21 protein-coding genes are annotated in these 15,989 nt (G+C 65.7%); all 21 read left to right on the top strand.

What is annotated here, in order from left to right; all coding sequences use genetic code 11:
* The first annotated feature begins 13 nt into the window (after positions 1-13).
* The 21 genes from ACUXVE_RS12240 to ACUXVE_RS12140 all read left to right on the top strand — a co-directional run bounded on the left by ACUXVE_RS12240 (position 14) and on the right by ACUXVE_RS12140 (position 15,928).
* On the top strand, positions 14-550 hold the full coding sequence (locus ACUXVE_RS12240; RefSeq protein WP_445514486.1) for a hypothetical protein: 537 nt from the start codon (positions 14-16) through the stop codon (positions 548-550).
* Between the two features lie 167 nt (positions 551-717).
* On the top strand, positions 718-1,101 hold the full coding sequence (locus ACUXVE_RS12235; RefSeq protein ID WP_093817513.1) for a hypothetical protein: 384 nt from the start codon (positions 718-720) through the stop codon (positions 1,099-1,101).
* A 361-nt stretch (positions 1,102-1,462) separates the two neighbouring features.
* Complete coding sequence (locus tag ACUXVE_RS12230; protein WP_445514485.1) at positions 1,463-1,891, top strand: Mor transcription activator family protein; 429 nt, start codon at positions 1,463-1,465, stop codon at positions 1,889-1,891.
* On the top strand, positions 1,888-2,238 hold the full coding sequence (locus ACUXVE_RS12225; RefSeq protein WP_176021570.1) for a hypothetical protein: 351 nt from the start codon (positions 1,888-1,890) through the stop codon (positions 2,236-2,238). The genes ACUXVE_RS12230 and ACUXVE_RS12225 overlap by 4 nt, the downstream gene beginning before the upstream one ends.
* Entirely contained in the window at positions 2,235-2,720 is a 486-nt protein-coding gene (locus tag ACUXVE_RS12220) for a glycoside hydrolase family 24 protein (protein ID WP_445514484.1), read from the top strand. The genes ACUXVE_RS12225 and ACUXVE_RS12220 overlap by 4 nt, the downstream gene beginning before the upstream one ends.
* Before the next feature lie 5 nt (positions 2,721-2,725).
* The gene (locus ACUXVE_RS12215) at positions 2,726-3,094 is read left to right on the top strand and encodes a hypothetical protein (RefSeq protein WP_445514483.1); all 369 of its coding nucleotides are present in this window, start codon (positions 2,726-2,728) and stop codon (positions 3,092-3,094) included.
* Complete coding sequence (locus ACUXVE_RS12210) at positions 3,069-3,347, top strand: hypothetical protein (RefSeq protein ID WP_177176977.1); 279 nt, start codon at positions 3,069-3,071, stop codon at positions 3,345-3,347. The genes ACUXVE_RS12215 and ACUXVE_RS12210 overlap by 26 nt, the downstream gene beginning before the upstream one ends.
* Positions 3,348-3,466: 119 nt before the next feature.
* A complete protein-coding gene (locus tag ACUXVE_RS12205) occupies positions 3,467-4,021 on the top strand; it encodes a hypothetical protein (RefSeq protein WP_445514482.1) in 555 nt (184 codons plus the stop codon).
* Entirely contained in the window at positions 4,018-4,608 is a 591-nt protein-coding gene (locus ACUXVE_RS12200) for a phage baseplate assembly protein V (protein WP_445514481.1), read from the top strand. Before ACUXVE_RS12205 ends, ACUXVE_RS12200 begins: the two co-directional genes overlap by 4 nt.
* A 52-nt stretch (positions 4,609-4,660) precedes the next feature.
* Positions 4,661-4,999, top strand: a complete 339-nt coding sequence (locus ACUXVE_RS12195) for a GPW/gp25 family protein (RefSeq protein ID WP_089239202.1) — start codon at positions 4,661-4,663, stop codon at positions 4,997-4,999.
* Between the two features lie 2 nt (positions 5,000-5,001).
* The gene (locus tag ACUXVE_RS12190; protein WP_445514480.1) at positions 5,002-5,898 is read left to right on the top strand and encodes a baseplate assembly protein; all 897 of its coding nucleotides are present in this window, start codon (positions 5,002-5,004) and stop codon (positions 5,896-5,898) included.
* Positions 5,891-6,670: a phage tail protein I gene (locus ACUXVE_RS12185; RefSeq protein ID WP_445514479.1), complete on the top strand. Its 780-nt coding sequence runs from the start codon at positions 5,891-5,893 to the stop codon at positions 6,668-6,670. Before ACUXVE_RS12190 ends, ACUXVE_RS12185 begins: the two co-directional genes overlap by 8 nt.
* 7 nt (positions 6,671-6,677) lie before the next feature.
* A complete protein-coding gene (locus ACUXVE_RS12180) occupies positions 6,678-8,783 on the top strand; it encodes a tail fiber domain-containing protein (RefSeq protein WP_445514478.1) in 2,106 nt (701 codons plus the stop codon).
* 1 nt (position 8,784) lies between these two features.
* A complete protein-coding gene (locus ACUXVE_RS12175) occupies positions 8,785-9,444 on the top strand; it encodes a hypothetical protein (protein WP_445514477.1) in 660 nt (219 codons plus the stop codon).
* A gap of 106 nt (positions 9,445-9,550) precedes the next feature.
* Entirely contained in the window at positions 9,551-10,753 is a 1,203-nt protein-coding gene (locus ACUXVE_RS12170) for a phage tail sheath C-terminal domain-containing protein (protein ID WP_315829669.1), read from the top strand.
* A gap of 2 nt (positions 10,754-10,755) precedes the next feature.
* Complete coding sequence (locus ACUXVE_RS12165) at positions 10,756-11,259, top strand: phage major tail tube protein (protein WP_093817501.1); 504 nt, start codon at positions 10,756-10,758, stop codon at positions 11,257-11,259.
* 83 nt (positions 11,260-11,342) lie between these two features.
* Positions 11,343-11,633 carry a phage tail assembly protein gene (locus tag ACUXVE_RS12160; protein ID WP_093817500.1) on the top strand — a complete coding sequence of 97 codons (291 nt, stop codon included), beginning with the start codon at positions 11,343-11,345 and terminating at the stop codon, positions 11,631-11,633.
* Between the two features lie 120 nt (positions 11,634-11,753).
* Complete coding sequence (locus ACUXVE_RS12155; RefSeq protein WP_445514476.1) at positions 11,754-14,195, top strand: phage tail tape measure protein; 2,442 nt, start codon at positions 11,754-11,756, stop codon at positions 14,193-14,195.
* Between the two features lie 2 nt (positions 14,196-14,197).
* Complete coding sequence (locus ACUXVE_RS12150; RefSeq protein ID WP_093817498.1) at positions 14,198-14,665, top strand: phage tail protein; 468 nt, start codon at positions 14,198-14,200, stop codon at positions 14,663-14,665.
* The gene (locus tag ACUXVE_RS12145) at positions 14,649-14,864 is read left to right on the top strand and encodes a tail protein X (protein ID WP_093817497.1); all 216 of its coding nucleotides are present in this window, start codon (positions 14,649-14,651) and stop codon (positions 14,862-14,864) included. Before ACUXVE_RS12150 ends, ACUXVE_RS12145 begins: the two co-directional genes overlap by 17 nt.
* A complete protein-coding gene (locus ACUXVE_RS12140; protein WP_222390524.1) occupies positions 14,855-15,928 on the top strand; it encodes a phage late control D family protein in 1,074 nt (357 codons plus the stop codon). The genes ACUXVE_RS12145 and ACUXVE_RS12140 overlap by 10 nt, the downstream gene beginning before the upstream one ends.
* Positions 15,929-15,989 lie beyond the last annotated feature (61 nt).

The following is a 15,989-nucleotide window of genomic DNA, read 5'->3' as shown; positions in this document are numbered from 1 at the left end:
GAGTACTTACCGCATGATCCCCGCCTCGCTCGACAGCAGCCAGCGCATGATTGCCGACACACTGGCCGCATTCCGCTGCGGTTCCGCCTTTGGCAGCGTGCCGCTGCGCCCCGCCCCTCTGACGCGGCCACCGCTGTACATCGGCATCGCCGGTGGCAGGGGCGTAGGCAAAGACACCCTCGCCAACGGCCTGGCCTCCGCGCTGGCCCTGCGCTGCGACACCTTCGCGGCCCCGGTACGGCCACGTGCCAGCGCCGGATGTCGTCGCGAGCATGTCCATCCGGAGCTCTGGGTACGCTCGTTGTTCTCGCGCCTGCCCGAAGGTGGCCTGGTTCCCGATGTCCATTCCGCTGACGAGGCGCGCGCCATCCGACGCCAGGGCGGCGTTGTGATCCGCATCACCCGCCCCGGCCACGACAGCGTGGACCTGCATGCCCGCGGCCAGCCGCTGCCCGCCGCGCTGATCGATTTCGAGCTGCACAACGACCGCAGCGTGGCCGATCTGGTGCGCATGGCACTGGACCAGTTGATGTGCCGTGGCGTGATCTGAACGGCCTGCCGGAGCCGCCACCGTGCGGCGGGCTGGACCGTTGCTTCCTCATCCATAACGCAGGTTCCGGCCCATCACCGGCGAAAATGATGTAAGGTCGTCCCCCAACAATGACGGCACCTGCCGTCACCCTGCATCCCCAACCGCTTTCGCAAAGAGGAAATGTCATGGAGGTCGAACAGTTCACGTCGACACGCCAGAAGGCCATCGCGTTGTTCAAGTCGCAGCCCAAGGGTGGCAAGGACATCGTGAGTCTGGATGCGATCTTCATTTCGCTGTGCTCGCTGGCCAGCGCCCAGCCCGAGGCAACTGCCGCCAGGCAGGCACGTACCAATGCCCGCCCCGGCAGCCAGCAGCCCCCCGCTCCGTGGTTCATCGAGACGCTGGCCGCGCTCAAGGGCAAGGGCGAGTCGATCACCGTGGCACGCTTCCTGATGTTCGCCAACCGTTTCCCGGTCAAGCGCATGGACCAGGTCAATGCAGCCCGCTGGCTGCGTGATGCCGGCTACATCCCGCGCAAGACCGGCGGCAACCTGGTGTTCGACCTTTGACCCAGCACCACCTGCAGTCCTGAAGCCCCGGCATCGTCCGGGGCTTTTTCGTTTAAGGCACGCAAGCTTCCGGCACGAGCATCAACAGCGTGGCCGTCCTCACCCTGTACCTGCCGTGCCCTATTGCCCTGTCTCCGTTTCCAGCAGGTGAGGACAAGGAGTACGGGAGAACCAGCGAAACCACAGGCAAGTCCGGATGGCATGGCAGGGCCGCATTGCAAACCTGCGCATGCAGGTACTCGCCGGTCCTCACGCACGCATCTGAATGCCTTCAGTCGCAAGATCCGAAAGTAGATGAAAGGTGTTGACGTGATCGACGGGATGGCAACAGTGGATACCAATGCCACTGACCAACCTTTCCATGAACGCCTTGCCCGACAGCATCCAGACCCTTGCCGAGGTCATCGGCGAATCCGCAGCCCTCACGCTGGTGCGTGCATGGCCGCCGACCACCTCCAGCACCACCGGACGCCACCGCGTCATCGTCTACGTACCCTCCACCCTGCCCGATCAGCATCGACTGATCGACATTCTTGGCCTGGAGGTGGCACAGCGTCTGGTCGCGCACTTCGGCGGTGAGCTGCTGTTCCTGGCGTCCTGCTACGCCGCCAGTGCGCATGAGCGCCGCGAGCAGATCGCCCAGGCGGTGGCCAGCGGCATGCCCCGTGAGCACGTCGCGCAGGAGTTCGGTGTATCGCAGACCACCATCAAGCGCGCCGTGCGCGGTGCCCGCTCCGCGCCGGTCCCGGCCGTCCATCCGGCCCTGCTGAAGGGATACGCGCGCGCATGAACGAGACCGACCTGCTGGCCGGCGTGCCGGACTGGGCCAAGTACCTCGGCGGCACCTCCGGGGTATTGATCGCAGTTTCGTTGTGGCTGCGGCAATGGCTGTCATCGGCCAAGGTCGACCGCACCGCCGATGAAGCCACCAGCAATACCCTGCGCACCCTGCAGGAACAGCTGGCTGCCGAGCGCACACGCGCCGATGGGCTGATGCACGAACGCGAGGCCATGGCCCAGGAGATCGGCCAGCTGCGTGGTGAAGTCAGCGCCCTGCGCGCACAGATCGCCCAGCAGAGCGTGCAGATCGATGCGCTGCTGGACCTGGTGCGCAAACGGTCGGGAGCAGCCGCATGACCGCCGCAACAGCAAGCGCCCTCGGCGGCGCCAACGTGGCCGCGTTCCTGGACATGCTGGCCGTATCCGAAGGCACCGACATTCCCGGCCAGCGCTCCCGCGATCGCGGTTACGACGTGATCGTCGGCGGCCAGCTGTTCAATGACCATAGCGACCACCCACGCGTACTGGTGTCGCTGCCGCGCTACGGCATCAAATCCAGCGCCGCCGGCCGCTACCAGTTCCTGCGCAGCACCTGGGACGACCTGCGTGCACGCCTGGACCTGCCGGACTTCGGCCCGGTCTCGCAGGACCGCGCGGCCGTGGCGCTGCTCAAGCAGTGCGGCGCCTACGACCTGATCCGCCTGGGCCGCTTTGACGCTGCGGTCGCCGCCGCCCGGCGCATCTGGGCGTCGCTGCCGGGCGCCGGCTACGGGCAGAAGGAGCATGCACTGGAAACGCTGCGCGCCGCCTATCGCGCCGCTGGAGGACTTCTGCAGTGATGCCGATGCCGCTGAGACTGCGCATCGCCCTGCTGGGCCTGGTTGCCAGCCACGCGTGCTGTGCCTGGCTGGGCTGGGAGCTGCGCGACGGCAGCGCGGATCTCGCTGCCGTCCGCGTACAGGCCGCGCAGGAGACCGGCCGTGCCGACACCGCACTCGCCGCGCGCCAGCAGGACCACGCCAACGCACAGGCCGGTGTACAGGCTGAATCGCAGCGCCTGGCCATGCAGTCCGGGCGCACCCAGCAGTTCACCATCCTGCAACAGGACATCGATACCCATGCCAAGACTCCTGGCCGCGACCGCGGCGATGCTGATGCTGAGTTCGTGCGCATCTGGCGCGAAGCCAATGCCGGCCGCCCTCTTCCTCCCTGACCTCAGCATCGCACCGGCACAGCTGCGCGCGCCGCAGGAACTGCCCGATCTGCAGGCTGCCGACGACGACGCGTTGCTGCGCAACCACGTCGCCGTGGCGCGCCAGTACCACGAACTGGCCGACCAGATGCGCGCCCTGCTGTGCAGCCTCGGCAGCCAGCACGGCTTCACCATCAATGGTGCAGCACCGCTGACGCCTGCCGGCTGCATCCCCGAGCGCAACACCAGCCGACACGACCCACACCCGCACTGAGCGGGCCCGTCACGGCCACGCATGCAATGTCCCGCGCCCCGGGCAATGGCAACACTGCCTGCAGAAAGCGCGTGCTGCGGCCAGTCGCGTTCTTCCTTCCATTCATCGCATGAGCTGACATGGCAACCGATACCCCTTCCTCCACCCTCGACGCGCTGCACGCCGCCATCGAAGCGGCGATCCGAGCGCGCTTTGCGGACTTGGCGACCGTCGAGTTCTATCGCGATGCCAACAATGGTGCGCTGCCCACGCCCGCCTGCCTGCTGGCGATGACCCGCTGTGATCGTGGCAAGGACAGCGATGATGGCAGCGGCCAACTGCAGGCCGTGCTGCGCTTTGAAGCACGCATCTGCGTGCAGTCCGCGGCAGCCGATTCTGCCCTGCAGCTGCGCCGGATCGCTGTAAACCTCGCCACCTGGCTGCATCAGCTCGGCCGCTTCCCGGGTGCGCCCAGTGGCGCGATCGAGGTGATCGCAGCGCTTCCAGAGGATGCCGCAGCGGCGCAGCCCGACCTGCGCACGTGGATCGTGGAATGGTCAGTGCCCATCGCGCTGGGCGGCAATGCCTGGGAGGACGGCGATGGCGTGGTACCGCACGCGTCCTACAGCTTCGCACCGGAGATCGGCCGCGCCCATGAGCGGCGCTACCAGCCACTCGCGGAGGACACGCCATGAGCGCCGAACACGCCCGGCTGATCGGCAATCTGTTGATGATCGGCGTCGTGCGCGAACTCGATGAAGCCGGCGGCCGCGTGCGCGTTGATGCCGACGGCATGCTCACCGATTGGATTCCCTGGCTGGAACGCCGTGCGGGACCCGGCGTGCGCAGCTGGTGCGCGCCGGAGCCGGGTGAACAGGTGGTGCTGGCATGCCCGTATGGCGACCCCGGCCAGGCCCTGGTGCTCGGCAGCCTGTACCAGGACCGCTTTCCCGCACCGGCGGATACACGCCAGCTGCAGCGCACGCAGTACGCCGACGGCAGCCTCGTCGAGTACGACCGCCAGACCACCACGCTGACCCTCACCGTCGGCAGCGGCAAGGTCATCGTCAACTGCGCAAACGCGGAAGTGCATGCCAGCGAATCGGTGTTGCTCGACACGCCGGCGCTCAAGGCCACCGGCGATCTGGACGTCACCGGTGCGATCACAGCGGGCAAGGACATCAGCACATCGGCCGACGTCAAGGCCGGCGCCATCAGCCTGAAGTCACACAAACACACCGCCCAGGGCGCGACCGCACCCACCACGCCTGCACAGCCGTGATGGGCCATCGCTGCAATGCCCTGAAAACCCGTACTCCACGACGATAGAGACCATGCGAGGAATCGACGCCAACACCGGCAAATCCCTGGATGGGCTGGCCCATCTGCACCAGTCCGTGCGTGACGTTCTCACCACGCCCCTTGGCTCCCGCGTCCTGCGTCGCGAGTACGGCTCGCGCATCTTCGAACTGATCGATGCGCCGACCAACCGCTCGCTGCGCATGGACCTGATCGCGGCCACCGTCGACGCACTCGCGCGATGGGAACCGCGGCTTCACGTCGAGAACGTCGACGTCTCCCTCCCCGCCCCCGGTGTGATGATCCTGGCAGTAACCGGGATCCACCTGCCGGACGGCGAGGCCATCACCATCGAAGGAATCGAGGTTCGCTAACCGTGGCATCCGGCTCGTTCACCAGTGTCAATCTCTCCCAGCTGCCGGCCCCGGCGGTCATCGAAGTGCTCGATTTCGAAGCCATGTTCGATGAGTCGCTCACGGCATTGCAGGCCCTGGACCCCACGTTCGACGCGCTGCTGCCGTCGGACCCCGCCTTCAAGATTCTCGAAGTCTGCACCTACCTGCGTCTGCTCGATCGACAGCGCGTCAACGATGCCGCGCGCGGTGTCATGCTCGCCTACGCGGTGGGCAGCGATCTGGATCAGCTGGCGGCACTCTTCGGCATCGCACGCCTGGAGCTCGATCCGGGCAAGCCGCAGGAGGGCATCCCTCCCCGCCATGAAAACGACGAGGACTTCCGTCGCCGCATCCAGCTGGGGCCGGAGGGCTTCAGCGTGGCAGGACCGGAAGGTGCCTATGTATTCCATGCACTAAGCGCGGATCCGCGCGTGCTGGACGCCAGCGCCACCAGCAGCACGCCTGGCGAAGTGGTGGTGTCGGTGCTGTCGCGTGAAGCGGACGGCACCGCCACCCAGGGCCTGCTCGATGTGGTCGAGGCGAAGCTGAGCGCGGATGACGTGCGCCCGTTGACCGATCACGTGCTGGTGAAACCGGCGAGTATCATCAACTACGCCGTCGCCGCTACGCTGTACACCTTCGCTGGGCCCGACTCACAGGTCGTGCTGGCCGAAGCGCGCACGCGCCTGGACCGCTACATCGTCGAATCGCATCGGCTTGGCCGCGACGTTACCCGCTCCGGGCTGTTCGCTGCACTGCATGCCGAAGGCGTACAGCGCGTGGTGATCGACAGCCCCGCCGCGGACGTGGTGGTGGACCGCACCCAGGCCACGTACTGCACCGCCGTCACGTTGGCGCATGGTGGCAACAATGAGTGAGGCCACCACGCGCTTGGTCAATGCGCGTCTGCGTGGCGCGGTTGATGGGAAGAACCAGGTATTCCGCCATCCCGGCGGCATGCTGGCAACGGTGCAGGCCGTGTATCTCACGGATGCGCAGGGACGCCGGCGCCTGAACGACGTTTCCGTCAGCGGTAGCGCGGTCACGCTCGCAACCGCACCTGCCCCTGGCGTGATCATCGACGGCGACGCACAGGTCCGCGTGCCGGCCTCAGCCAACCTGCTGCCGCCCAATGCCACTCATGCCGAGCGCGCACTGTCGCGGGCGATCGTTGCCCGCCCGCTGCCGGTGGACATCACCGCCCTGTGGGACGCCGATCGCTGCCCGGCCGCGTTGCTGCCCTGGCTGGCATGGGCGCTCTCGGTGGACGAATGGAAGGCGTACTGGCCCGAACCGGTCAAGCGCGCCCGCGTGCGTGCCGCCATCGCCATTCAGCGCCGCAAGGGCACCGCCGGCAGCGTCCGTGATGTGGTTGCTGCGTTCGGTGGTTCGGTGTTGATCCGCGAGTGGTGGCAGCTGCAGCCGAAGGGACCGCCGCACACCTTCGAAGCGGTGATGACCATTGCCAACCAGGGCGGCACCTCGGCCACCGCCATGTTCGTCGACGACGTCATCGGCGAGATCACCCGCACCAAGCCGGTGCGATCGCACTTCACCTTCACCCAGGGCATGCAGGCCGACGCAGCAATCGGCGCGCTTGCAGCCGCACACGCCACGGCCTTCCGCCGCATCCAACTGATCGGAGAGTAAACCCCGCATGCGCTTGAAAATCACCGACGCCGGCTTCGCCAAGCTGGTCAATCCGCCGAACACCGGCACCAATGCCGTTCTGATCACCCAGATCGGCCTGACATCCACGGCATTCGCACCTTCGGGCGACCTGACTGCGCTGCCAGGCGAGATCAAGCGGGTCGCGACCTTCGGCGGCCAGGCCGTGGGCGATGACACGCTGCACGTGACCATCCGCGACGACAGTGCCACCGCCTATTCGCTGCGCGGATTCGGCCTGTACCTGGCTGACGGCACGCTGTTCGCCACTTACGGCCAGACCGATCCGATCATGGAAAAGTCGGCTGCGTCGATGCTGCTGCTGGCCACGGATGCGCGTTTCACCGACGTGGACATCACGCAGATCCAGTTCGGCAACGCCGAGTTCATCTACCCGCCGGCCACCACCGAGGTTCTGGGTGTGGTCGAGCTGGCCACCAACACCGAAGCGGAAGACGCGGCTGACACCCAGCGCGCGGTGACGCCGCGCGGCCTGCGTGCATTCACCGACAAGCGCTTTGGCGCGGCCGCACCGACTGCACTGGCCAGGACCCTGCTGTCTGCCGCAACCACGGCTGCCGCACGCACCGCGTTGGAGCTGAAGGGTGCCGCACTGAAGGACACTGGCCATGGCAACGGCCTGGATGCCGATACCCTGGATGGCAAGCACGCATCTGCGTTCGCCCTGGCGGGTGATTTCGCTACTGTCGGCCACAAGCATGTCATCGCGGATGTGACCGGGCTGCAGGGAGTGTTGGATGCCAAGGCGGTCAAGGGAACCAATAGTTTCACCGATCAGCAGTTTGTCGGCGGGACGTATCCGCTGGTGGGCTTTGGCGCCCAGGGTGCAGAGCAATCCTTCATCGGCGGCTGGGCCAACGCAGGCCTGTGGCGCGTCTACAACAACGACCGCACGGCGAACGGTGAGTTGACCATCAAGCACGGCGATACCCCGCGCTGGAATGGCTCTGCAATGTGGCATGCCGGCAACTTTGCGCCGGACACCAAAGTGGACAAGACCGGGGGTACGTTCACCGGCCACGTCGCAGTGAACGGAAACTCGCTGCGCTCGTATGGCTGGAACGGTGTCGCCAACGATGGCGTGCTTGTCCTGGGCGACGCGAGCTCATACCTGTTCAAGAACGGCCCGAATTTCACCTTCGCCAATTCCGCAGGTGGCTATACCACCACGTTGAATGCAGGCGGCTCGATCTGGACGAGCGGCAACTTTGATCCGGCCACGAAGATCAGCAACACTGGCGGCGACATGAGCGGCCCGCTAAGGATGCGTGGAAATGCCGCCGGCCGCATTGCGTTGTATGACGACAATCTAGATGTCGCGAACATCGAGATTGGTGCAGGGCTCAACACGGGAACCGATCGTAATGGGTTCCTGGTGAACCGGAACGCAAATGGATCGATCTCGCTCTTGGCAGGAAACGGAAAGTCGAAGCTGACGGTAGACGGCGCCGTCGGTTACACCACGATCGCTGCCCCCACCTTGGGCACTGGTCTGTGGAACAGTCAGACGGCGCTGCATTGCGCCATTCCACATGGTGGAAACGTGGACGGCATGAAGGCTACGCTGTTGCGCACAGTCAATGGTGGAAATGGCTGGTCGTCCGCACGTTGGCGGCTGTTCCGTGAGGTCGACTCCACGACTCAGGGTTACATCGATTTCCATGGTGATGCATCCGATGGCGACCGTGTCTTCACCTTCGCCGGCTACGGACAATCGTTCTGGCTCGCCAAGTCCGGCGTTGTGGAAGCACCTGCGGGCTTCAACAGGCCGTCATCTCGCAAGCTGAAGTCAGACCGTCCGCTGGTTCCCTTGACCTATGGTCTGGCTGAAGTCGAGAAGATCCAGACATTCTCCGGCCAGTACAACAGCGACTTCGTAAAGGACGAAAGGCGTCGGCTCTTCCTGATTGCTGAGCAGCTCGCAGAAATCATTCCTGAGGCCGTCTACGAGAATTCCATCGACTATCGCGGTGAGAAGGTTCCGTCTGTTCAGGACGCCCAGCTGATTCCGGTCCTGGTCCGTGCCATCCAGCAGCTCGCGGCCGAAGTCCGCTCCATCAAGGCGGCCGTCTGACATGGCAAGTGGATACTCATCGGGCGGTGTTGACCTGGACGATCTGTTCGACTCCTACGTGGAGGGCCCGTTCGCCGCCGACTCCGGCTTGATGCTGGGCGGCACCGACCTCAGCCGTCGCTACGCCCACATCCAGTACGGCAGCAAACGCGGTGACGTGGGGTATCGCGTTGGCGGCATGGACGTATCGAACCTGTGGGCGGCGCGTGGCAGCGCCAGCTATCGCCTGCCGTTCCATGGCCAGGGCTATTCGGCAGGCAACAGCGCCAAGACCAACTCGACCGGCTCAGCGTCGGCATCGATCTCGATCGACATGCTGTCCGACGGCAACTACAGCATCCGTCGAAGCGTCACCGGGGGCGGCAACAACAGCAACACCGTCGTTGCCTCCGGCCGCTGGCTTCCGGCCGGCGCCAGTGCGTCCGAGTACGACGTGCAGTTCAGCGTGAGCAACCAGGGAGCGGCGTACTTCAGCAACAGTGCACCGTCGTTCGCCTCGTTGGCATCTTCGCAGTCTGCAGGCGTGTCCGTCAGTGTGCCGGCCAGGTCCACCAGTTTTGAAAGTGCCTCCACCAGCATCAACGTCCACCTGCGTCGTGCCGGCGGCAACCCGCAGGTCTCCAGCTTCAGCGCCAGCGTCAGCGCCTCCGGCTGGGTCTGATCGATCACCGGGCCACCGCTGCAATTATCGCCGTCGTCGCCTTTTCCGAAGATATACCCGTCGCCTGCGTCTGCAGGCACACCACCACACCGAGGAACCTCTCCGAATGACCGAATTTCTCCACGGCGTACAGGTCGTCAACATCGACACCGGTGCGCGCTCGATCGCTGTTGCATCCACCAGCGTCATCGGCATCGTCGGCACTGCGCCGCTGGCCGACGCCGACGCTTTCCCCATCAACACGCCTGTCCTGGTGACCTCGCCATCGCAGGCCGCCAAACTGTCGGCCAAGACCGGCACCGAAGCCGGTACCCTGCCCGGCGCGCTGGATGCGATCTTCGACCAGTCGTCGGCGGTCGTGGTGGTGATCCGCGTCGAGAACGGCGCCAATGAAAGTGCCACCCAAGCCAACGTGCTCGGCGGCGTGAACGCACAGACCGGCGCGTACTCCGGCGTGCATGCACTGCTCGCCGCCAAGTCCATCGTCGGCGTGAAGCCGCGCATCCTGGTCGCCCCGGGCTTCACCCACCTGCACCCGGCCGATCCGGCCAGTCCGGACACTGTTCTGGCCAACCCGGTCGTGGCCGAGCTGCTCGGCATCGCCGACAAGCTGCGCGCGATCATCATCAAGGATGGCCCGAACAGCAACGACGATGCAGCCAAGACCACCACCGCACTGACCGGCTCCAAGCGTGTCTACGTGGTCGATCCGGCCGTGCTGGTGCAGCAGGGTGAAGCGATCGTCAGCCGTTACGCCTCCGGTGCCGTGGCCGGTGCCATCGCCCGCAGCGACAACGAACGCGGCTGGTGGGCATCGCCGTCCAACCAGGAGCTGTACGGCATCGTCGGCACCGCTCGTGCGATCGACTTCGGCCTGTCCGATGCGACCAGCCGCGCCAATCTGCTGAACCAGGCCAACGTGGCGACCATCATCCGCGAAGGGGGCTTCCGCCTGTGGGGCAACCGCACCGCCAGCATCGATCCGAAGTGGCAGTTCCTGTGCGTGGTGCGCACCGCCGACATCATCGCCGACAGCCTGGAGGCCGCCCACCTGTGGGCCGTCGACCGCGGCATCAGCAAGACCTACGTCGATGACGTGCGCGAGGGTGTCAACGCCTTCCTGCGCGGCCTGAAGACGCAGGGCGCGATCCTGGGCGGCAACTGCTGGATCGACCCCGAACTGAACGCAGCCGACAGCGTGGCCGATGGCCGCTTCTACTGGGACTTCGACTTCACCCCGACCTACCCGGGTGAGCAGCTGACCTTCCGCATGCACATGAACAACAACTACGTCTCGGAGATCTTCTAAGCATGGCGCGCAAGATCCGCAAGAACTTCAACTTCTACGTCGACGGCAAGGGCTTTGCCGGCAGCGTAATGTCCTTCACCGCCCCCAAGCTGTCGCTGAAGACCGAGGACTTCCAGGCCGGCGGCATGCTCGCGCCGACGGAAATCGTGCTCGGCCACGACAAGCTGACCGCCGAGGTCACCTTCGCCTCCGATGACGCGGAGATCATGTCCAAGTTCCACGTCATCGAGAGCAAGGAGTATGGCTTCACCGCCCGCGAGGCGCTGGAAGCCGACGATGGCTCGGTCACTTCGGTCGTGCACAACATGCGCGGCAAGGTGAAGACCCTCGACCGCGGCGAAACCAAGGTCGGCGAAAAGGGCACGGTCAAGGTCTCCCTGGCACTGAGCTACTACAAGCTGACCCATGGCGTGCAGGTCGTGCAGGAGATCGACGTGACCAACATGATCGCCCGCCAGGGCGGCGTGGACGCACTGGCCGGCATCCGCGGCGCCCTGGGCATCTGATTCCCGGCATCGCTTCGACGTACACGGGGGCGCACAGCGCCCCCGGATCCACCGCACCTTCATCGACATCCGGGAACACAGCCATGTCCAGCAAGACCAAGACCACCGCCGACACCGTCATCGAACGCGACGGCTATGCCGAAATCACCCTCTCCCGCCCGCGCCAGGTCAACGGCGTGGACACCGCCGTGCTGCGCATGCGCGAACCGACCGTGGAAGACATGGAGCGCTACCAGGACGACAAGGGCACTGACGCCCAGCGCGAAGTGCGCATGATCGCCAACCTGTGCGAGATCGCACCGGATGACGTGCGCAGGATGCCGCTGCGCGACTACGCCCGCCTGCAGGCCGGCGTCGCGCTTTTTACCACCTGACCCTGCCGCAGATCAGGCAGGGAGCGCTCGCCCTGGCCGGCCACACCGGCTGGGGCCTGCGCGAGATCATGACGCTGCGGGTGTCGAAGTTCATCTGGTGGATACAGGGATTGCCGGTACATGGCGAGTAACGTTCAAACGACAACGATCACGATCGGCGGCTCGGTTTCCCGGTCGTTGCAGGACGCATTGTCCTTCAGCAACGATGGCCTGAAGCGCCTTGGCGATGAGGCCGACAGGCTCGAGCGCAAGCTCAATGTCATGGGCAGGTCGAGCAACCAGTTCGCCCGCATGCGTGCCGAGGCCGATGCGTTGCGCGCTTCCCAGGAAGCGTTGCAGCGGATCGAAGACAAGCGCACGGCGAATCTTGAGAAGCGCGAAAAGCTGGGCTCGGCGTTTGGCGATGCGCGCGGCATGCTCGGCAGCGCCATCACCACGCTGGCCAAACCGGTGGAGAACGCCGCCGGCTTCGCGCGCGAGAACCAGGCCATCGGCAACGCCGCCAACCTGACCCGCGCCCAGGTCGCTGCGCTGGGCCAGACCATCCTGGCCGAATCCAGCCGTACCCACCAAGGCGCGGGCGAACTGCAGCGCGCGGTCAGCCAGCTGGTCGCCGCAGGCGTGGATGCGCAGACCGCGCAGTCCAGCCTGGGTGCGATCGGCCGCACCACCACCGCTACCGGCGAGAGCATCGACGATGTCACGTTGGCCGCATCGGGCCTGCAGCAGGCACTGAAGATCAATCCGGCCGGCCTGCAATCGGCGCTGGATGTGCTGGTGGTGGCAGGCAGGAACGGTGGACTGGGCCTGAAGGACATGGCCGGTGCACTGCCGGTGCTCGGCGGCGCATTCCAGTCGCTGCAGATGCACGGCAACGCGGCCGCCGCCACCATGGGCGCTGCGCTGGATGTCGCCCGGCAAGGCGCCGGTGGTGCCGACGAAGCGGCCGGCAACATGCAACGCTTCATGGCCAGCATCCTCTCGCCCGACCTGCAGGCCCGTGCCAAGAAAGGCTTCAAGCTGGACCTGCGCAGGATCATCAGCGAAGCGCAGAGCAGCGGTGGCAATCCGTTCGACGCGGCGATGCAGGCGATCATCCAGGCCACCGCCGGTGACCAGGCGAAGATCGGCAAGCTGTTCGGCGATGCACAGGCGCAGAACTTCGTGCGTCCGATGATCCAGAACTGGGATGAGTACGTCCGCATCCGCGACAAGGCGCTCAACAGCTCGGCGGGCACCACCGACAGCGGCTTTGCGGCCAAGCTGCAGACCGACCCGGAAAAGATCGAAGGCGCCAAGATCGCCGTCGACAACCTGTCCAAAGCCTTCGGCGCTGCGCTGCTGCCGGCCGTGGGTGAGGCGGCGGTGAAGCTGACCGAACTGCTGAACGGCGTTGCGTCGTTCGTGCAGGAAAACCCGAAGCTGATCGCCAATACCACCCAGGTCGTGGTCGGCCTGATGGGCATGCGCACTGCAGTACTCGGCGTGCGCTATGCGTGGACGTTCCTGCAGGGTCCGATCCTGGCGGTGCAGAAGGCCTTCGAGCTGTTCCGCGGCGGCAGCCTGCTGGCGCAGATGGGGCAGTTCGGTCCGACGGCAATGCGCCTGGCGTCGGGGTTCCGCGTGGTCGCCACCGCCGTCGGTGCCATCGGCGGCGGTCCGATCGCCATCGCCATCGCCGCCATCACCGCTGGCGCCCTGCTGGTGCGCAAGTACTGGGAGCCGATCAAGGCCTTCCTCGGTGGCGTCTGGGATGGCCTCAGCGGCGCAGGAACCGCCGCCATGGGCGAACTGATGCGCGCCGTCGAGCCGCTGCGCCCGGCATGGGAAGCGGTCGGCGGGCTGCTGGGCCAGGCATGGGACTGGCTCTCCAAAATGCTGGCTCCCGCGCAGTACACCGGCAACGAACTCTCGCGCGTAGCGGAGATCGGCTCGCTGGTGGGCACGGCGTTGCTGGCCAACTTCCGTCTGGTCATCCAGGTAGTCGGGGTTGTGGTTGAAGCCATCTCCCTCCTCGGTGATGTCATCGGTACGGTCGCTGGATTCATCTCCGTCACGTTGGGCGGCGTATGGGATTGGATCTCCGAAAAGGCAACGGCGGCGATCGGCTACATCATGGCCGAGCTGGCTCCGCTGATGAACTTCGTCGGCGGAGTGATGGACAAGGTCGGTAGCGCCCTGGGCATGGCCAAAGATAAAGCAGTGGATGGTGCTCGTATGGCAGTGGGTGTGGCCGACGGCGCAGCTGCCGGCTACGCCGCCGTGAGGGATGGCAAGGTCGCGATGCCACCCGTGCGTCTTGCCGTGGGCGGATTGCACAGCGCCGTCGTGGACCGCCGCGCACCTGGATTACCCGCGCCGTCCCAAGGCCGCGCCGCACCGCCGATGCCCTCCTCTGCCACCGCACGCACCCCCACCACCGTGCAGCAGCAACAGACCAACAACATCACCATCCACCAGCAACCGGGTGAATCCAGCGAGGCGCTGGCACGGCGTACCGCCAATGCGCTGCAGCACCAGCAGGCCGTGCAGGCCCGCGCCACCCTGGGAGACAGGAACTAAGCATGAAGCGCGAGTTCGTAACCGGCGCAGTAGACAAGCTGCTGTCGCAATTCAAGGGCAATGATTCCGGCAACGCGCCGGTGCTGCTGATGCTGGGCGGCTTCAAGTTCAGCCTCAACACGGCCGTATTCCAGCAGATCCAGCAGTCCAACGATTTCCGCTGGCAGGCCCAGGATCGCATCGGCCAGATGCCTGCACTGCAGTACACCGGCCCGGGCTCGGCCACCATGACACTGCCGGGCGTTGTCTACCCGCTGTTCCGTGGCGCTGGCAACGAGATGTCGCAACTGCGCAAGCTGGCCAGCCAGGGGAAGCCGCAGCGTCTGCTGACCGGCAAGGGCGGCAACCTGGGTCTGTGGGTCATCGAGAAAATCGACGTCACCTCCAGCGAATTCACCGTCGACAGCCAGATCCAGAAGCAGGACTTCACACTCACTCTCCGGAAGCACAGCGATGGCACGAACGTATAACACCCGTGATGGCGATGTCGTCGACCGCGTTGCCTACGCGCACTATGGCGAACAATCGCCGGCGATCCTGCGCGCGGTGTTCGATGCCAACCCCGGCCTGGCCGCGCGCGGCGCGGTGCTCACGGCTGGTGTGGCGATTGTCTTGCCGGACGTGCAGCGCCCCGCCAAGGAGCGCAAGGGAGTATCGCTGTGGGATTGAACATCGCACCTGCGTTCCGCGTGGTGGCAAACAGCCAGGACATCACCGACAAGATCATGTCGCGCTTCAAGTCACTGCGCATCACCGACGAGACCGGCAACAGCTCGGACACGTTGGAGCTGCAGTTGGCCGACCACGATCCGAACGATCCGATCCAGCTGCCGCCGGTGGGCGCGGAGCTGGAGGCCTTCATCGGCTACGACGGCGAAGTGCGGCGAATGGGCCTGTACGTCTGCGACGAGGTGGAGATTTCAGGCTATCCCGGCAGCATGACCCTGCGCGCACGTGCCGCGCCGTTTGAAACCAGCAAAGGCGGCAAGAACGATCTGCAGACGCAGAAAACACGCACGTGGAAAAAAGGCACGACGATTGGCGACATGGTCACGCGGATGGCCGCCGAACACGGCCTGACCGCTGCGGTAAGTGCGTCGCTGGCATCCATCGGGCTGCCGCTGACGGTGCAATCGCAGGAGTCGGACATGAACCTGCTGCTGCGCTTGGCCAAACAGCACGACGCCATCGCCAAACCGGGCGGCGGCCGGCTGATGCTGGTCAAACGTGGCGAATCGACCACCGCCAGTGGCGAGCGCATTCCGGAGGTGACACTTACGCCGGCCGATGGCAGCAGCTACCGCGTCACCATCGCCGCCCGCGACGATGCCGGCACCACCATCGCCTACTACCGCGATGTGCGTGGCGCGCAGCGCCAGGAAGTGAAGGTGGGCAGCGGCGAGCCGATCGTGCGCCTGCGCATGGCCTATGCCGACCGCGAAACCGCCGAAGCCGCAGCACGCGCCAAGCACCGCGAGCAGGCGCGGCAGACGCGTACGCTGAGCTACAGCCTTCCAGGCCGCGAGACGCTGATGGCCGAGGCTACGGTGATCATGCAGGGCTTTCGCGATGGCGTGGATGGCGAGTGGCTGGTCAAGCGCGCCGAGCACAGCATCGGCAGCGACGGCTATCGCACCAGCATCGAGTGCGAGCAACCCAACAGCGCCGAATCGGTGAAGGCGGCCAGCAGCGCAGCGGTCAAGCAGACCCCGCAGGTGGGCAGCGAAGTGTAGATCCACGCCAAGCGCAGATTGGCCTCCCAGCCTCTGCCCTGCCCGCAGTAGATCCACACCA

The organism is Stenotrophomonas sp. 3(2025) (genome assembly GCF_052665395.1).
Note: the sequence above shows the minus strand (reverse complement) of the source record. Positions and strands in the feature narration are given on the sequence as shown.